This window comes from Bathymodiolus heckerae thiotrophic gill symbiont (assembly GCF_900180345.1).
In the GTDB taxonomy this organism is placed as follows: domain Bacteria; phylum Pseudomonadota; class Gammaproteobacteria; order PS1; family Pseudothioglobaceae; genus Thiodubiliella.
In genome coordinates this window covers 1-17,765 of the sequence record NZ_FXLV01000032.1, presented here as the reverse complement: position 1 = coordinate 17,765, position 17,765 = coordinate 1, and the positions used below count along the sequence as shown (strand labels likewise).

At 38.7% G+C, this 17,765-nt stretch carries 17 protein-coding genes; 3 read left to right on the top strand and 14 right to left on the bottom strand.

What is annotated here, in order from left to right; all coding sequences use genetic code 11:
• The 10 genes from CRYPD_RS05075 to serC form a co-directional block, all read right to left on the bottom strand.
• The coding region (locus CRYPD_RS05075) for a beta strand repeat-containing protein (RefSeq protein ID WP_138146519.1) at positions 1–4,265 on the bottom strand (4,265 nt) is incomplete at its 3' end.
• 61 nt (positions 4,266–4,326) lie between these two features.
• The gene (locus tag CRYPD_RS05070) at positions 4,327–4,506 is read right to left on the bottom strand and encodes a hypothetical protein (protein ID WP_138146518.1); all 180 of its coding nucleotides are present in this window, start codon (positions 4,504–4,506) and stop codon (positions 4,327–4,329) included.
• 232 nt (positions 4,507–4,738) lie between these two features.
• Positions 4,739–5,599, bottom strand: a complete 861-nt coding sequence (locus tag CRYPD_RS05065) for a prephenate dehydrogenase (protein ID WP_138146517.1) — start codon at positions 5,597–5,599, stop codon at positions 4,739–4,741.
• A complete protein-coding gene (gene hisC / locus CRYPD_RS05060; protein ID WP_138146516.1) occupies positions 5,596–6,663 on the bottom strand; it encodes a histidinol-phosphate transaminase in 1,068 nt (355 codons plus the stop codon). The genes CRYPD_RS05065 and hisC overlap by 4 nt, the downstream gene beginning before the upstream one ends.
• Positions 6,660–7,052 carry a type II toxin-antitoxin system VapC family toxin gene (vapC, locus tag CRYPD_RS05055; protein ID WP_138146515.1) on the bottom strand — a complete coding sequence of 131 codons (393 nt, stop codon included), beginning with the start codon at positions 7,050–7,052 and terminating at the stop codon, positions 6,660–6,662. Before vapC ends, hisC begins: the two co-directional genes overlap by 4 nt.
• Before the next feature lie 5 nt (positions 7,053–7,057).
• Positions 7,058–7,243: a hypothetical protein gene (locus CRYPD_RS05050; RefSeq protein WP_138146514.1), complete on the bottom strand. Its 186-nt coding sequence runs from the start codon at positions 7,241–7,243 to the stop codon at positions 7,058–7,060.
• Entirely contained in the window at positions 7,236–7,445 is a 210-nt protein-coding gene (locus CRYPD_RS05045) for a type II toxin-antitoxin system VapB family antitoxin (RefSeq protein WP_138146513.1), read from the bottom strand. The genes CRYPD_RS05050 and CRYPD_RS05045 overlap by 8 nt, the downstream gene beginning before the upstream one ends.
• 77 nt (positions 7,446–7,522) lie before the next feature.
• Complete coding sequence (gene pheA / locus CRYPD_RS05040; protein ID WP_138146512.1) at positions 7,523–8,599, bottom strand: prephenate dehydratase; 1,077 nt, start codon at positions 8,597–8,599, stop codon at positions 7,523–7,525.
• A 10-nt stretch (positions 8,600–8,609) separates the two neighbouring features.
• Entirely contained in the window at positions 8,610–9,767 is a 1,158-nt protein-coding gene (locus CRYPD_RS05035) for a phosphoglycerate dehydrogenase (protein WP_138146511.1), read from the bottom strand.
• A 79-nt stretch (positions 9,768–9,846) separates the two neighbouring features.
• A complete protein-coding gene (serC, locus tag CRYPD_RS05030; protein ID WP_138146510.1) occupies positions 9,847–10,926 on the bottom strand; it encodes a 3-phosphoserine/phosphohydroxythreonine transaminase in 1,080 nt (359 codons plus the stop codon).
• Positions 10,927–11,117: 191 nt separating this feature from the next.
• Between serC and CRYPD_RS05025 the strand changes: the two genes are divergently transcribed.
• The 3 genes from CRYPD_RS05025 to cobO are packed head-to-tail and all read left to right on the top strand — an operon-like array spanning position 11,118 to position 14,089.
• Positions 11,118–12,911 (top strand): TonB-dependent receptor plug domain-containing protein, encoded by a 1,794-nt coding sequence (locus CRYPD_RS05025; protein ID WP_171004332.1) that lies wholly within the window; start codon positions 11,118–11,120, stop codon positions 12,909–12,911.
• Between the two features lie 37 nt (positions 12,912–12,948).
• Positions 12,949–13,509: a hypothetical protein gene (locus tag CRYPD_RS05020; protein WP_244610257.1), complete on the top strand. Its 561-nt coding sequence runs from the start codon at positions 12,949–12,951 to the stop codon at positions 13,507–13,509.
• On the top strand, positions 13,487–14,089 hold the full coding sequence (gene cobO / locus CRYPD_RS05015; protein WP_425290263.1) for a cob(I)yrinic acid a,c-diamide adenosyltransferase: 603 nt from the start codon (positions 13,487–13,489) through the stop codon (positions 14,087–14,089). The genes CRYPD_RS05020 and cobO overlap by 23 nt, the downstream gene beginning before the upstream one ends.
• 15 nt (positions 14,090–14,104) lie before the next feature.
• On the opposite strand, the gene CRYPD_RS08000 is transcribed toward cobO, so the two are convergent.
• The 4 genes from CRYPD_RS08000 to CRYPD_RS05000 all read right to left on the bottom strand — a co-directional run bounded on the left by CRYPD_RS08000 (position 14,105) and on the right by CRYPD_RS05000 (position 17,310).
• Complete coding sequence (locus tag CRYPD_RS08000; RefSeq protein ID WP_171004331.1) at positions 14,105–14,281, bottom strand: hypothetical protein; 177 nt, start codon at positions 14,279–14,281, stop codon at positions 14,105–14,107.
• On the bottom strand, positions 14,274–14,477 hold the full coding sequence (locus tag CRYPD_RS05010) for a hypothetical protein (RefSeq protein ID WP_138146506.1): 204 nt from the start codon (positions 14,475–14,477) through the stop codon (positions 14,274–14,276). Before CRYPD_RS05010 ends, CRYPD_RS08000 begins: the two co-directional genes overlap by 8 nt.
• Positions 14,478–14,882: 405 nt before the next feature.
• Positions 14,883–15,953 (bottom strand): hypothetical protein, encoded by a 1,071-nt coding sequence (locus tag CRYPD_RS05005; RefSeq protein WP_138146505.1) that lies wholly within the window; start codon positions 15,951–15,953, stop codon positions 14,883–14,885.
• A gap of 310 nt (positions 15,954–16,263) precedes the next feature.
• Entirely contained in the window at positions 16,264–17,310 is a 1,047-nt protein-coding gene (locus CRYPD_RS05000) for a hypothetical protein (RefSeq protein WP_244610256.1), read from the bottom strand.
• Positions 17,311–17,765 lie beyond the last annotated feature (455 nt).

The window sequence follows — 17,765 nt, the reverse complement described above, 5'->3', positions numbered from 1 at the left end:
AAAGCAACTTGGTTGTTGAGACCTAAGAGTAAATGGTCATTGGTGGCGTCTAAACCAGTGCCACCTATCACCACTTTAATTTGGATGATATCGGTGGCTGTAGGGGCAGCAATAGCAGCATCAAAGGCGACACCTTGTGCCAGTTGCTCACGGTTAGTGGTAAATAAGCTGGTGTCTTGTATAGATGCTGTGGCGTCTAAATCAACAGCATCTGGGGCAATTAAGTTAACGCTAATAGTAGCGGTGGCTGAGGCATTGGTATTGCCATGCTCATCGGTGTAAGTAAAGGTGGCTGTTCTGTCGCCTTCGCTTGGGCTAGTTTCTACATTCTTAAGGCGGATTGCTTCCACAATGGCTTTAACATTAGCAGTGCTGAAGTTAGAACCATCGGCTTTAGTGATGACCAGCGTATTGCCTGTTAAGGTGTAGCTTGTAGCCACACTTGCAATAGTGAGGGTGGTGGCAGTGATGTCTGCGTTTGTATTAATGTCTGCGGTATTTAAGATTAATTTGTCTTTAGCAGTATCTAAGCCGCCTAGGACTATTTTAATTTGTGTAATGTCAGTCTCTGTTGGGGCAGCGATCTCAGCATCAAAGGCGATGCCTGTGGCTAAGGTAGTAGCACGATTGGCACTACTAACAATAGTGCTACTGCTAGATTGTACATTTGCCTGTGTTGGGTCTAAGTCAACTGCACTCAGTGAGCTGGCTGCCGCATCAACGCTAACGGTTGCAGTAGCGCTAGCGCCTTCATTACCAGCCACATCGACATAGCTAAAGGTTGCCGTTCGGTCGCCTTCTGCGGCATTGGTGGTGGTGTTTTGAAGCTTGATTGATTGAATGACTTGCTGTACTTCTAGCGTGCTTAAGTTAGTGCCATCGGCTTTAGAGAGAATCAGGGTTTTAGTAGTTGCGTTATAAGTGTAGTTAATACCAGTTAACCCACCTAAACTTACCTTGTTATCTGCTGAGTTTACATTCAAAGCAACTTGGTTGTTAAGACCTAAAAGTAAATGGTCATTGATGGTGTCTAAATTAGTACCACCTATCACCACTTTAATTTGAATAATATCGGTGACTGTAGGAGTAGCAATAGCAGCGTCAAAGGCAACACCTTGTGCCAGTTGCTCACGGTTAGTGGTAAATAAGCTGGTGTCTTGTATGGATGCTGTGGCGTCTAAATCGACAGCATCTGGGGCAGTTAAGTCAATGCTAATAGTAGCGGTGGCTGAGGCACTGGTATTGCCATGCTCATCGGTGTAAGTAAAGGTGGCTGTTCTGTCGCCTTCGCTTGGTCTGGTTTCTACATTCTTAAGGCGGATTGCTTCAACAATGGCTTTAACATTAGCAGTGCTGAAGTTAGAGCCATCGGCTTTAGTGATGACCAGCGTATTGCCTGTTAAAGTGTAGCTTGCAGCCACACTTGCAATAGTAAGGGTGGTGGCAGTAATGTCTGCGTTTGTATTAATGTTTGCGGTATTTAAGATTAATTTGTCGTTAGTAGTGTCTAGACCGCCTAGGACTATTTTAATTTGTGCAATGTCACTCTCTGTTGGTGCAACAATACTAGCATCAAAGGCGATGCCTGTGGCTAAGGTGGTGGCAAGATTGGTATTATTAACAATAGTAGTACTGCTGTTTTGTATGCCTGCTTCTGAGTCGCCTAAGTCAATCTGTGCTGGAGCAATGGTGTCTACGCTTAAGGTGGTGATAGCGCTTGTGCCTTCATTGCCAGCGGCATCAATATAACTAAAGGTTGCCGTTCTGTCGCCTTGGGTTGGGTTCTGGGTAGTGTTTTGTAGTTTGATGTTAGCAATAATAGTTTGAACCTCAGTGGCACTTAAGACACTGGCGTCATCTTTAGAGACAATCAAGGTGTTATTTGTCTTATTGTAAGTATAGTTAATGCCAGTAATGGCGCCAAGTGAGATATTATTACCTTGGGCATTACTACTAAGGTCTAAGTTGTAATTAAGGCCTAGCAGTAACTGATCGTTGGTGGTGTCTAAATTAGTGCCGCCTATTGCCACTTTAATTTGAGTGATATCTGTGGCTGTTGGGGTGCCAACATTCGCTTCAAAGGCGATGCCTACTTTTAGTTGTGATTGATTGACAATGTTGATCGCTAGTGCTTCAGTAGCTTGAGTGCCTACTATGATTGCGTCTAAATCAACAGCATCTGGGGCAATTAAGTTAACTTTAATACTTGCCGTAGCAGGACTAGACTCAGAATTGCCTGCATTGATGTAGCTAATGGTCGCTGTTCTGTCGCCTTCGCTTGGACTGGCTTCTGCATTCTTAAGGCGGATTGCTTCCACAATGGTCTTAACATTAGCAACACTGAAGTTAGAGCCATCGGCTTTAGTGATGACTAGTGTATTGCCTGTTAAGGTGTAGCTTGCAGCCACACTTGCAATAGTGAGGGTGGTGGCAGTGATGTCTGCGTTTGTATTAATGTCTGCGGTATTTAAGATTAATTTGTCGTTAGTAGTGTCTAAGCCACCTAGGACTATTTTAATTTGTGCAATGTCAGTCTCTGTTGGTGCAGCGATCTCAGCATCAAAGGCGATGCCTGTGGCTAAGGTAGTGGCACGATTGGCGCTGTTAACAATCGTGCTACTGCTAGATTGTGCATTTGCCTGTGTTGGGTCTAAGTCTACAGCGCTTAATAGAGTAATTGCATTCAGTGTGTATTTTTGCATGGCAGTACCATCTACAGTGTTGCTATCAGTTACTGTAGATTCACTATCTGCTGTAACCGCAAATTTAATCGCACCGCCATCTACTTGAAGTGCTTTATTCCAAGTAAGTTGTATTCCAGCAACGGATGAAGTAATATCTTCCCAAGTTTTTCCATTGTCAACCGAACCCCAAAGCTTTTGAGAAACAAGTGCAGTATCTAATGTTGCTGTGATGTTTTGTGTACTTGCATCAGTGGTAACAAAGATACCATTATTGGTACTAGAAATTTGAATATTTGAAAAATTGACTTCTAAATCACTAAATTTTTCGACAATTTTAGCGCCATCATCATTATAATTTGTATCAGTAAATGTAACTTTAACTGCATTTGCACCTGTGAGTAAGTCGTCGGAAATTTCCTTATTTAAACCGCCAGTTTTGTCAATAGCACCAGCAACTGCTTCAATAACATCTTGGGTATTGGTGTATTTTGCTATACTCTCCATGCCAGAAAGTGCCGCAGCCACATAGCCCGACTCTTTTGATCCGTTTTCATCACCTTGACTGTTGACAGTATCAATATTAGCTTTAACTATATTTTCTTCTAAAGCAAACGCATCGGTAACTCTTTGGTTCGATTGGGTGATTTCACTTTCATCTAATGTTATTGTTGTAGCAATAGTAGTAGAGTCTACTCCTGCAAGTTTAGCGGCGATAGAAGTTTGAACATTGATGTTTACTTTATTTGGGGCTCCTGTTGAAATAACGCTAACTGCAAACAAATCGGTACTCAGTATTTTGTCTGCATTAGTCAATTCATCTTTATATATCAAGCCTCTATTCAGTTTTAAATATACGGCACCTGTATAACTAGTTGAGAAACTATATGAGCCATCAGCTTCAAGAGTAGTTTTAGCAAGTAGATTGCCATTTTTATCGTAAAGTTCAACTACATTCTCAATCTTGATGCCACTGTACTTACCTGCTGAGAAAAAGCCGGCAACTACATTAGAGGTATCATTATTACCGCTGCCAGAACCACCACCAGAACCGCTGCCAGAACCGCTGCCAGCAAGACCAGCAAGGCCTAGTAACCCCCCACCACCCATAGACGCAGACAAATAGCCGGCATCAAAATAAGTAGAATTAAAACTATCAGCGAATAAATCAGGTTGCCCAGAGAGGATTGACTGTAGTCCAGTATAGTCGCCATAAAAATGCACAATTTGCGAACCATCAGTTAAGGTGTAAAAGTTACCCTCAGTAACATAATACAGATTGCCGTTTTCAGTAGGTAAAGAAACGATACAAGATAAGTCTGAACCACAGATTTCAAAATATTCATCGAAAATAACTATTGAATCTTCTAACAAGACCTCTAAATCATTGCCCACTCTTTTAGCAATGAGGTTAAAGTTTTTAGTCAATATGCCGTCATTTTCGACACTTATTTCATAAACTATACCTGGCTGAACCCGGACATGCTCACTATCGCCTTTAATATTGACAGTTTTTAAGTTGTACTCTTTAGCAAGAATGCTCGCCTTGGCTTGTGATTTCACAAACTGTTCATTTGTTTTCATTATAGCATTCATAATAGAAAAACCTCTATATTAATAATTGTTTTATTCATAATTCCTCAGCTTAATTCCAATTTTTACACCATTCAAAAAACTCTTCGAGACCTTTGCATAAATAGGGATGATTAGCAAAATTCAATTTTTGCCAGATTGGTGATTTTCTTAAACCTTGTCCTAGCAGGGCTAAGGCTGGGTTTAAAAAATTGCCAAGCGGGTGAAAAGTGGATTTTTGATGATTATTCATATTTATGCAAAGGTCTCTTCATATTTTCCATAAAAGCTTCTTGTTTATCTAACTTTTTCTCTTTATTATAACCTTCTTCCACTTATTGGATGTAACAGTCTTGTAAATCTCGCATTTACTTAAAAAATATTCATTCCAGTTTTAAGATTATGACTCGTGGATTTTTGATGATTATTCATATTTATGCAAAGGTCTAAAATGGTAAATTTTTGCATTATAACCCCTAGTAGCCTTAATTATCTAGCCATTTATCGCGTTCAAATTTAGCACTTAAAAATAATTTCTCCAATGCTTGAGAATCTTTACTTTTAATAAGTATCGCCAATGTATTTAAGGTCTGATTATAGCCTTGTATATGTTTTACAATTTCATCAGAGTTGTTAAGGCAAATATCACGCCACATTACCGCATCACTTGAGGCAATGCGTGAGAAATCTTTAAACCCGCCTGCGGCATAATCCAGTGCATTGGCATCACTACTAATTAAATAATTCATCAATGAAAATGCCAGCATATGTGGCAAATGCGAAGTCATTGCCAATAAATCATCGTGTGTTTTATCGCTCATAATTTCCACCTTTGCTCCCAGTACCTCCCATAATTCACGAACACGGGCAATCATTTGCGCATTGGCGTTGTCTGTTGGCGTGAGAATGATGCGTTTGTTGTTAAATAAAGTGCCATCAGCCGCCTGTACGCCACTTTGTTCCTTACCAGCAATTGGATGTGCGGGGATAAAATTCTCAGGCATCTTACCAAATACTTCTTTCACAGTGGCAATCACACTGCCTTTAGTGCTGCCAACATCGGAGACAATCGTATCTTTATTAATGTGTGGCTTAATCATCTCAAGTATACTTTTAAAACTATTTACAGGTGTGGCAATCAGCACCAACTCTGCCCCAGAGAGTGCTTTAGTAATATCCAAACTATAAGCGTCAATCACGCCCAATTCTTGTGCTTGTTGCAGATGCGCCTCATTCCTACCAAAACCCATAATATGGAGCTGCTGAAACTTGTTTAAACTGTTTTTCAGTCCTAGCGCAAACGAGCCACCAATCAATCCCACACCGATAATACATATTTTATTCATAAGATTGATTTTAGCGTATTAAGAAATACTTCATTCTCGTTTTTCGTACCAACAGAAACTCTTAAATAATTCTCCATTTCCACTGGCCGCACAATAAAACCTTTTTCTAATAATTGCTGATAAACCACACTCGCATCACTTACTTTAATGGCAATAAAATTTGCGAATGAGGGAATATATGACAAACCCAGCTCATCAAACCCAGCAGCAAGTTGACGCAAGCCTTGCTGGTTTAAGGAAATAGCTTTTTGTAAAAAATCTGTATCTGCCAAGGCAGCAACCGCTGCGCTTTGGGCAATATGATTAACATTAAAAGGCTGGCGAATGCGGTTTAAATAATCGGCAATCTCACTACTGGAAAGCGAATAACCCACTCTCAAGCCTGCCAAACCATACGCTTTAGAAAAAGTGCGTGTAATCACTAAATTATCAAACTCTTTTAGCCACTCAATGGCATTATCACGCGCATTTAAATACTCAGCATAAGCCTGATCCAGCACCACAATCACTGTGCTCGGTACACTTGACAAAAAATCATAAATTGTACTGTCTGCTAGCAATGTACCCGTTGGGTTGTTAGGATTGGCAATAAAAATTAACTTGGTGTTATCAGTAATTGCCGCCAGCATTGCCTCCAAATCATGCCCGAAATTCTTCGCTGGTGTTATCATCGAAGTTGCGCCTAACGCTTGAGTAACGAGTGGATAAACCACAAATGCATACTGCGAGAAAATCACCTCATCACTTGCGCAACACACCGTCGCTCTAGTTATCAACTCTAAAACATCGTTGGAACCATTGCCCAGCGTGATTTGTTCTACCGCTATTGATAAATGCTGAGCAATCGCTTGTTTGAGCTCAAAACCATTACCGTCAGGATAACGCCCTATTTCACTGGTGGCTTGCATAATAGCTTGTTGCACTTTTTCACCAACAGGCAGGGGATTTTCATTACTGGCTAACTTGACAACCTTGTCCAAACCCAACTCGCGTTGCAATTCACTGATTGGTTTGCCGCCTTGATAAGGCTTCAAAGACAATATTGATGCACAAATATTACTCATGCTTGCTGCACTTCAAGTGAGGGATAAATTTTAGCAATTTGATTAAAATCCTTATCATTATGTAGCAAAATAAGATTGTTTTCGATGGCACATTGGGCGATTAAACACTCTATGGTTGAACGAATAGTAACGCCCTGCTTTCGACAATTAAAATAAATTTGTGCCGCCTGTTGATAACTTTTTTTATCATCTTTAAAGTCGTAAAACGGTTGAACTGATAAATAAGTTTGATAAATATCAAATATTTTTTGACTAACAGCGCCTTGCAATACTTCGGTGCAAATAAGATGGGTTAAACCTGATTGATTCAAGGCGATACAAGTATCAGTTTTTTGGTTTGTTTTATCATTAAGAAAATCAATCCAAATAGAGGAATCTATTAAATACACGATAGCTACTTAAGTTTTGGCAAATTTCGAGTGCGTAAAACCTTATAGAGACCTTTGCATAAATAGGGATGATTAGCAAAATTCAATTTTTGCCAGATTGGTGATTTTATTAAACCTTGTCCTAGCAGGGCTAAGGCTGGGTTTAAAAAATCGCCAAGCGGGTGAAAAGTGGATTTTTGATGATTATTCATATTTATGCAAAGGTCTCTTATAGTCATAATCCTCACGAATACCGCCCATTCCTTTTAAATCCATAATATTAGGCTTCTTACGCTTGGCAATAAATTCCCTAATTGCCATATCAATCAACGCTCTTTTAGTCTTAATCTGCCCAATACTCATCGCTTCTTGCACTATATTTTCGTCTAAAACAATATTTGTTCTATGTAGCATTCTTATATCCTTGTGTGATTTTATGTGTATTTTATATCACAGGCAATGTGTATTTTCTGAAATATTACAGGTTCTGCCTACAAAACGGCAACAGGATAAGAACCTAAGATATTCATTTTAATTGCTTTTTTAGCAATCTCTGCTAATGCTTTTTTTACAGACTCTTGTTGCTGATGTCCTTCAATATCAACCAAGAACATATATTCCCATTTAGCATTGGGCATTGGATGATGTACGAGTTGCAAAATGTTGATACCTTGCTCTTTGAAAGGAGACAGTAAATCAAGCAATGCGCCTGCTTCGTGTTTGGCGACTATTAGCACAGAGGTTTTATCTTTACCTGATGCTGGCACCTCTTCCTTGCCAAGCGCCAAGAAACGCGTGGTATTGCCCGCCTTATCTTCAATATTTTTAGCAACACGCTCTAAGTCATACAAACTAAGTGCCGCTTCTGATGCAATCGCTGCTGCGTTTGGTTCGTCTTTGACAGAGCTTGCTGCAAAAGCATTAGAGGCGACTGACTTTAATTCAGCATTTGGATAATTATCACTCAGCCATCGTTGGCATTGTTCAAGTGCCTGTTGATGTGCATAGATTGTTTTGATTTCCTTCGACTGGTCTGCCATCATTAACTGATGACGCACTAAGATTTCAACCTCGCCACAAACCTTTAAATCTTGAGAATAAAGCATTTCAACTGTTGCGCCAATCACACCATTAGATGAATTTTCAATCGGCACAACACCATAATTTGCATTGCCTTTTTCCACCTCACGGAATATTTCATCAATACTGCCACAATCTAGCGTCGATACTGCGTACCCGAAATACTTCAAGGCCGCTTCTTGCGTATAAGTACCCTTAGGACCGAGATAAGCCACTTTAATCTTTTGCTCTAAAGCAAGACAAGCCGACATAATCTCGCGAAATATATGTGCCATATCTTTGTCTTTAAGCAGATTATCATTGCGCTCAATAATCGTACGAAGTACTTGTGCCTCTCGCTCTGGGCGGTAGAAACTACCTTGGTCTTTTGTTGATTTTTTGACCTCTGCAACGGCTGAAGCCAGCTCAGCTCGATCGCCAATCAACGACTGAATTCTTTTATCCAGCATATCAATTTCAACTCTTAATTGGTCCAGTGTTTTAGTCATTTTTTTACTTCTAAAGACTTCTTATGCTTAAGATGCCTTCAACTTGTTTTAGATTATCAACCACTATATCAGAAACCTCGCACTCTATATCAACTAAAGTATAAGCAACTTCCTCTCTTGATTTATTCAACATATCAATAATATTAATCCCCGCATCTGCTAATATAGTTGAAATCTGCCCGACCATATTGGGGATATTTTTATGCGTAATTGCCAAACGAAACTTACCCGCTCTTGGCATTTTTGCCTCTGGAAAATTAACTGAATTTAAAATATTGCCATTTTCAAGATAATCTTTTACTTGATTAACCACCATAACAGCGCAGTTATCCTCTGCCTCAGCAGTTGATGCGCCCAAATGTGGTAAAGCAATCACGCGTTCGTGGTTTTTCTTATCATCAATCGGAAAATCAGTCACATAATATTTAACTTTACCAGCCTCAAGTGCAATGATTAAGGCTGTTTCATCAACAATACCATCACGAGCAAAATTAAGAACAGTTGCCCCTGCTGGCAACAAAGCAATGCGTTCTTCATTCAGCAGATTTTTTGTGCTTTCTATCAATGGCACATGAAATGAAACAAAATCACTTTGTGTAAATAATTCATCGATACTAAGTGCTTGCTCAACATCGGCAGATAACTTCCAAGCACTGTTAATGGTAATGCTCGGATCAAAGCCAATAACCTTCATCCCTAGCGCATACGCAGCATTAGCGATTTGCACTCCAATCGCACCCAAACCCACAATACCCAATGTTTTTCCGGGTAATTCTGAACCAGCGTAATTCTTTTTGCCGTCTTCTATTGCCGTTTTTAAATTCTGTAGAGGCAAACCATTTACATAATCCCACGCTTGGCAGATATTACGACTGGCAAGCAACATTGATGAAATTACCAACTCCTTTACCGCATTGGCATTCGCCCCAGGAGCGTTAAACACTGCCACACCCTTTTCACTCATTTTATCAAGTGGAATGTTGTTTACACCTGCGCCTGCACGACCCACTGCCTTTAAATTACTACCAATCTCTAACTCGTGCATCTTGGCACTACGCACCAAAACCGCATCAGGATTTGTCATTTCAGAGGCAACTTCATAACCCTCTCTAGACAATTTATCCAAACCAACTGGAGAAATGTTATTCAGTGTTTGTATTTTATTCATAAAATCCTCTCTAATATTTACATTATGTCCCGAGCCGGGTTCTACCCAGAACCCGGCTCGGGACATAAAATTTTTAGCCTTAGCCGTTTTCCTTTTCAAAATCTTGCATAAAACTTACCAGCTGATTGATGCCCTCTTGTGGCATCGCATTGTAAATGCTAGCACGCATACCGCCTACCGAGCGATGTCCTTTTAAAGTAATCAAACCATTGTCTGCTGCCTTTTCTAAAAACAAACCGTTAAGATCTTCATTGGCCAACAAAAAAGGCACATTCATCCAAGACCGGTATTTTTCTACCACAGGATTTGAGTAAAAATCAGAGCCGTCAATCGCCGCATAAAGCGTCTTTGCTTTGTTTTCATTAATCTTAGCCATTGCCCCCAAGCCGCCCTGCTCTTTTAGCCACTCAAACACACGGCCTGCCACATACCACGAGTAAGTTGATGGGGTGTTATACATTGAGTCGTTATTCGCTTGCGTAGCGTAATTAAACAAAATTGGCTGGTTTGCCACCACATTACCTATCAAGTCCTCTCTAATAATCACAACAGTTAAACCAGAAATGCCGATGTTTTTTTGTGCACCTGCATAAATAATGCCGTATTTTGAGACATCAATCTCACGCGATAAAATAGTAGATGACATATCAGCCACTAACGGCATACCCACTTCTGGCACATAGTCAAACTCTAAACCCGCAATGGTTTCGTTCGGCGTGTAATGCAAATAAGCACCTTTTTCATCAATATGCCACTTTGAAAAATCATCAATATTGGTGTACTTATTACCTAAACTGTCAGTACAAATATTCACATCGCAATAGCGTTGTGCCTCAGCAATCGCCTTTTTCGACCAATGCCCCGTATGTGCATAATTTGCCTTGGCTTTGCCGTGTAATAAATTGACAGGAACCATAGAAAACTGCGCCGATGCACCTCCTTGCAAAAACAACACTTTGTAATTATCAGGAATATTCATCAAATCTCTAAGGTCTTGCTCAGATTTTTGTGCCATTGCCATAAAATCCGCACCACGATGAGATATTTCCATCACCGATGCTTTGGCATTACCATATTCTAATAATTCACCCTGCATTCGTTTTAACACCTGCGCTGGCAACATTGCAGGACCCGCACTAAAATTATAAACTTGACTCATTTGCACTCACTCTCTGATTGATTAAAAATAAAAGCATAATTTTATCAGAACTTGGCTATTTTATAACTATAATGCAACTCATTTTAATTATGGAAGTAGGTGACAATCCTACGCTGTCCTCGCAACGGTATTTGCAATTGCATCAGTCCGATACATAATTATTTTTTTAACCCTCACGAAGGATGAATATTATGCAAAAAATCTTACCTATAGTAACGCTCGTTGCCAGTCTAAACGCCAATGCAGTTTTAGGCCCTATTCCCATTTATCTTAACACCGAATATCGCACCGATAGCCCAGTAATCGGCCCTATTGCCTCAGCCCTTAGTTTTAGTGCGCAGGACATTAAAGCCACAGGTGCCAGTACTTTTTTGGATTTTTTAGCCACTATACCGAGCGTTAATTTATTTAACCCGCAAGGAAATGTACCCGCAGTATTTATTCGTGGCAATAAATCAGAACACACTTTATTTATAGTTGATGGTGTGAGTATTGTTAGCGCCAATTCACTCAATGGTGCGGTTGAATATGGGCTAACAAATATCCCAATCAATGACATTGAAAAAGTAGAAATAATCAAGAATTCAGGCTCTGTTTTATATGGTTCAGGTGCAATTGCAGGTGTCATTAGTATTACCACCAAAAAAGGTGCAAATGGCACAAGTGCCGTAGTAAGCACTAAATTTGGCACGAATAATTCTAAAACTTACACACTGTCGGCAAATAGTAACAATAAAAATGGCTTTATTAGATTTACCCACAGCAAATACACTACTGATGGTATTAACTCTCAGACTAAAGACACTACTGGGGAAAAAGACAGTATTAAAAACCAATCCACGCAAATTAAAGTTGGTAATAAACGCTTTGATGTTAGCTATTTAAAAGCCAGAGATAAAACTGAATATGATAGCTTTAATGGCACAAATAATGGAGAATTAGCAGATACAAAATTCACTAAAACAATGCTTAATACAAATAAAACATTCAGTAAAAATTGGAAATCTAAATTGTCTATTTCTCAAATCAAAAATAACGGAAATAATGGCATAAATGCTACTATTATTGGCGATAAATACAAAAGCACAAATATAACACTACTTAATGATATCAAAACTGACAATGCTTTATTTAATGTTGGATTATCTAAAACTGACGATAAAAACACAACAAAAAATAAAAAACTATCAAGCAAGGAATTGTTTATAAATTGGCAAAAAAATATTAATAGCATAGATGTTAATGCAGGTACTCGTTACACTCATCACAGCAAATTTGGCAACAAAACTATTTATAGATTAAGTACTGCTAAATATCTTGATAATAACATTAAATTAACAGCCAATTACAACACTGGATTTAAGGCTCCAACTTTGAAGAATTTATATGGTTGGGATTTTAGTGGCAACAAGTCTTCTACTGGTGCCAATCTCAACTTAAAGCCAGAAACTTCAAAAAATATTGAAGTGGGTATAGAAAAACAATACGATTCCAGTACTATTCGTATCGCACTTTACAAAAATAAAATAAAAAATCTTATTACCACTACAGGGACATGGGGCACCTTTGACTACTCTTATGTCAATATAAACAAACTAATCACCAAAGGATTGGAATTATCTGTAAACACTGATATTTCTGGCTACAATGTTGATTTCAGTCATGGCTATAACAACAGTAAAGAAAATAACAACACCATACAAAGTATTAAACGACCAAAAAATACAAGCAATTTAACCATTAGTAAGCGATATGCCAAATTTAACTCAAGAATACAAATTATCAGAAAATCATCCAGTTTGGATTTTGGCAATGTTAAATTAGAAGGCTACACTTTGGTCAACCTATCAAGCAGATACGACATTAACGATAAAACAAAAATATCAATAAATATCAATAATGCTTTTGACAAAGACTACACTGTGGCAAATGGCTACAACCAACTTGGCAGAACCTTTAATTTAGGCTTAGGCTATCAGTTCTAATCCGCTAAAATAATAGTTTTCTATATAGAGCAGTATGATGAAAAATGGATTTTTCTTGATAATAGCAATCACATTAATGATTGCCACGCGTGGACACGACAACTGGCTGAGTGCGTTTGTGCATTTGCCTGATTTCACCATTCCCGCACTGTTTATTGCAGGCGTGTATTTTCGTTATTTTTGGGTGGTATTTACGCTGATTCTTAGTGCTGTGGCGATTGACAACTACGCCATTGTGTATCAAGGAATTAGTGCCAACTGCATCACCCCTGCTTACAGTGTGCTACCGCTCACTTACTACGGTATTTTTTGGGTAGGCAAGCACATCAGCGCCTTGATGGTGGACGACAATACGATTAAAAACGCACTTATCATTGTCACCGCTACCAGCACTCAATGGCTGATAGCAACCAGTGCCTATTATCTCTTCACGACTACTTATGCCAAAACAGGTTGGAGCAATTTCCTAGTATATATAGCGCACTGGTCAGTCGTTGAAATCCCAGTCGTTTTGTATTGGATGATTGCAGTTATTATTACTTTCACGCTCACACCACGCATTACTCCCGCTCTAAATATTCAAAAAAGTGCCCTCTGATCACAAATGCAGAATGCGGCGCAAAAAAGCGCACATTGATGCCCGCATTGAGCAGGCAAATATAGACAAAAGCGTTATCATCTTACTCACAGGCAATGGCAAAGGCAAATCTTCTTCCGCTTTAGGTATGATTTGCCGTGCGCTTGGCTACAATATGCAGATTGCTGTGGTCAAATTCTTAAAAGGCGTGCAAGATACAGGTGAAGATATCTTCCTAGCACAGCAACCCAGCGTGCAAACCACCTTTATGAAAACAGGCTTTACTTGGGATACACAAGATAAAGAATATGACACCAAAATGGCGCTGGAAGCCTGGCAACACGCCGAACATTACCTTAGTAACAAAACAATCGATTTAGTGGTGCTTGACGAACTCACCTATATGATTAACTACAAATACCTAGACGAGCAAATCATTATAAACGCACTGAACAACCGCCCAAGCCACCAGCATATCGTCATCACTGGCAGAGCCGCAAGCAAAGCATTAATCGATTGTGCCGACACCGTTAGCGACATCAAAGACATTAAACATGCCTTCAAAGCTAACATCAAAGCCCAAAAAGGCATTGATTTTTAATCAAGCCTTACTTGATTAAAACTCGAAATATTCAGAAGATAAAACGATATTTTTATTATCCGAAAATGCAATTGAAGCTTGCTTAAGGTATTTTTTATATTCATCCAACCCATCTGCTTGTTGAATAATTCCCTCTATTTCGCCTTTATCGCAAATATTTTTTCCCAATTCTTGCCCAAAATATTCAAACACACTGGATTTTCTGCGGGTCTATTTTATGATGCTTATGATTAAGATTAACATAAGCCGATACAGTTGGTAATGCAAAATCACCATCTAAATGCTTGGCTTTAAACTTCCCTTGAAACAAACTACCAGATCTTTTTTCTTGCTGATTGAAAAATACAGTGAGACCTTTGCATAAATAGGGATGATTAGCAAAATTCAATTTTTGCCAGATTGGTGATTTTCTTAAACCTTATCCTAGCAGGGCTAAGGCTGGGTTTAAAAAATTGCCAAGCGGGTGAAAAGTGGATTTTTGATGATTATTCATATTTATGCAAAGGTCTCACAGTATAAGAAGTCCCAAGTCGTTGCATAAACTGCGAAATACCCTTATCAACACACTGCTTTAACAACAAATGATAATGATTAGGCAACAAACAATACGCCACAATTAACACTAATCTTTCAGGACGAGCCTTGCCCGTCTCAAAGACGGGCAAGGCTCGTCGGTTGGGTTGCTGATTGATGGGCGAAAAAAACCCCTAGTGATAATGAAATCACTAGGGTTTTTAGAGTATTGATTTAAAGTCTAGGGATTAGACTGTCCAACAGACGCTTTTAACCAAGGTTAAAAATTAACATCGAGTCTAATGCCTTTATTACTATTATTCAAGGTGGCATCGTTTGAATCACTAAACTTGCCTACATTCAGTGTCAACTTGGCACCATTTAAAGGGCGAGTAAGGATTAACTCTGTGCCTGTAACTTTATCATTAGTGCCTAATGTATTCTTAGTATAGATGGCTTTAACTGTACTGCCTTCAAACTTAGTAGAAACTGAAACACCTAAAACTTTAGTAAAGTCTCCAACATCTTTAGCAGATGATGCCTTGCCGCCACGATTACCTGTGCCTATTAGCATAGAGCCTAAAGGTGCAAAATCACCATTACTAACCCCTTGACCAGCAGTAGTAACAACACCACTAGTATTCTTTACTTCTGCTACATAAGGTACATCATTTTTAACTTGTATTGCACCCCAATTAAAGCCAGCCACTTTACCATTCACTTGAATTAAAGTTGCATCGTTATCGCCTTCTTTGTCAATCCATTGCTCAGCAGCAACTGAAACACCACCAAAATCACCCTCAACAGAGATGTCTGTGAAGTTATCAGGATTATGAACTATGCCAACAGTCGTGCTAGAAATTTTAGTAGAAACACTTACATTTGTTGAGTCAGAACCGCTCTCAGAACCAATGCCAGAGCCATTATGAGTAAATATACCTAACTTAACGCCACTAATTGAAGTTGATAGAGCAAGTGCATTTTTCTTGTCTGCACCCATAGATCGGACACCATGGCCGATTGTGCCTGAATAGTCGCCCGCTTTAATGTTAACAGGTCCTGCTTTGGTTGTAATATATAAGCTATCCATATGAAGACCTTTGTTGCCATCATTATTCACAGCATCTGAATCCACACGAGTTTTACTGCCGTTACGAATGACAGCAACTACTTTAGTAGTACCTGTAGAGCCGATGACTTTTAATTTAATACGCTGGTCGTCATCGTTCACATTGCCACCAATTGCATTGTCAGAGTAAGTAAAATATGCATTACCTGTAATTGAAATATCAGCCATAGTAGCTGTTGCCATTGTTGTTGCGACTGCAACGATCATTAATTGTTTTTTCATTATCTAAAATTTCCAAAATATATATAAATTAAAGAACCTTATACAACTTTCACCTAAATATGTACTTTATTATACAAGTTTTTATCAAAAAATTAACATTTTTTTTGTAAAAAAAATAAGGAGTTCAAGGATTTTACCGATACATATCGACGAGCCTTGCCCGTCTAAAAGACGGGCAAGGCTCGTCGGTTGGGTGTTGATTGACAGGCGAAAAAAAACCCTAGTGATAATGAAATCACTAGGGTTTTTAAAGTGTTGATTTAAAGTTTAATAATAAGAATCAAACTCTCAATCAGACTTTTAACTAAGACTAGAACTTAACATCAAGTCTAAGACCTTTGTTGACCTTGTTATTATCAGAATCATCAGAACCGCTAACTTTGCCCACATTCAATGTCAACATAGCGCCGCCTAAAGGACGAGTAAGAATTAATTCTGTACCTGTAAGTTTATCATTAGCACCTAATGTATTCCTAGTATAGATAGCTTTGATTGTGTTACCTGCTAACTTAGTACTCACTGCAACACCCGCGATTTCAGTAAACTGACCAACATCAGCAACAGCTGTTGCTGTAGCGCCACGAGCAGCTTTACCAACGAGCATAGAGCCTAAAGGTGCAAATTTACTATTTTTAAACCCTTGGGTTTGATCTCCAGCTACATTAGTATTTGTATCTTTTATGTAAGATACATCATTTTTAATTTGTGCTACATCCCACTTAATAGCGCCCATTTTTCCACCAACATGGATTAAAGTTGTATCGTTATCAGTACCAATATCTTCTTTATCTTTCCATTGCTCAGCAGCAATTAAGATGCCACCGAAAGTACCTTTAACAGAAATATTTGTAAAGTTACTAGGGTTATGCGTTAACTTAACTGTTGCGCCGTAAACCTTACCTGAAACATTTACATTAGTTGAATTAGCGCCACCATTAGAACCGTTAGCTGTAAATAAGCCGACAGTTGCAGGACCCACTTTAGTTGATAAAGAAAGTGCATTTTTCTTAGCTTCACCTTTAGAACGAGCGCCTAAACCAATAGTACCCCAATAGTCACCTGCTTTAATGCTGACAGGACCTGCTTTGGTTGTAACATATAAGCTATCCATGTGAAGACCTCTACCCTTATCATTATTCACAGGTTTTTGATCCACACGAGTTTCACTACCGTTACGAATAACAGCAACTACTTTGGTAGTGCCTGTAGAGCCAACTACCTTTAGACGAACACGCTGGTTGTCATCATTCTTTTTGACAGCAATTGCGTTGTTAGCATAAGAAAAATACGCATCACCCGTGATTGAAATATCAGCCATAGTAGCTGATGCCATCGTTGCCGCAACTGCAGCAATCATTAATTGTTTTTTCATTTTAGTTCCCTGTTTTATTAAACAAACCTCTACAACATTGCAAAGATGACGCCAATTATACAAGAGTTTGTTCGAGAGTCAACACTTTTTTGTAAAAAAGATACAAAAAATAGATAATTCGCCACAAAAATACAAAAATATTGCTATTTAATACCTTTAAAATCCTTTTATACCAAGGATTTGTTTAATTATTTGTAAAAATACTACACTATGAAAAAAATATGCTGTTTTCTTGCATATATGACCTCTAAAGCCCTTATCTTAACTATATATTGGTGTATTTGCAAACAAATAACAGCTAAAAATTAAAGTTTAATCAAGCAAGGCTTGCTCAGACTACTTCTTATGTAGTAAATCGGTAATATCACACTGTGGTTTAAATTCAGGTACGGCTTTAACGAGTAACTCCCTCAATGTCGCTGAATTGTCGTCATTAATTG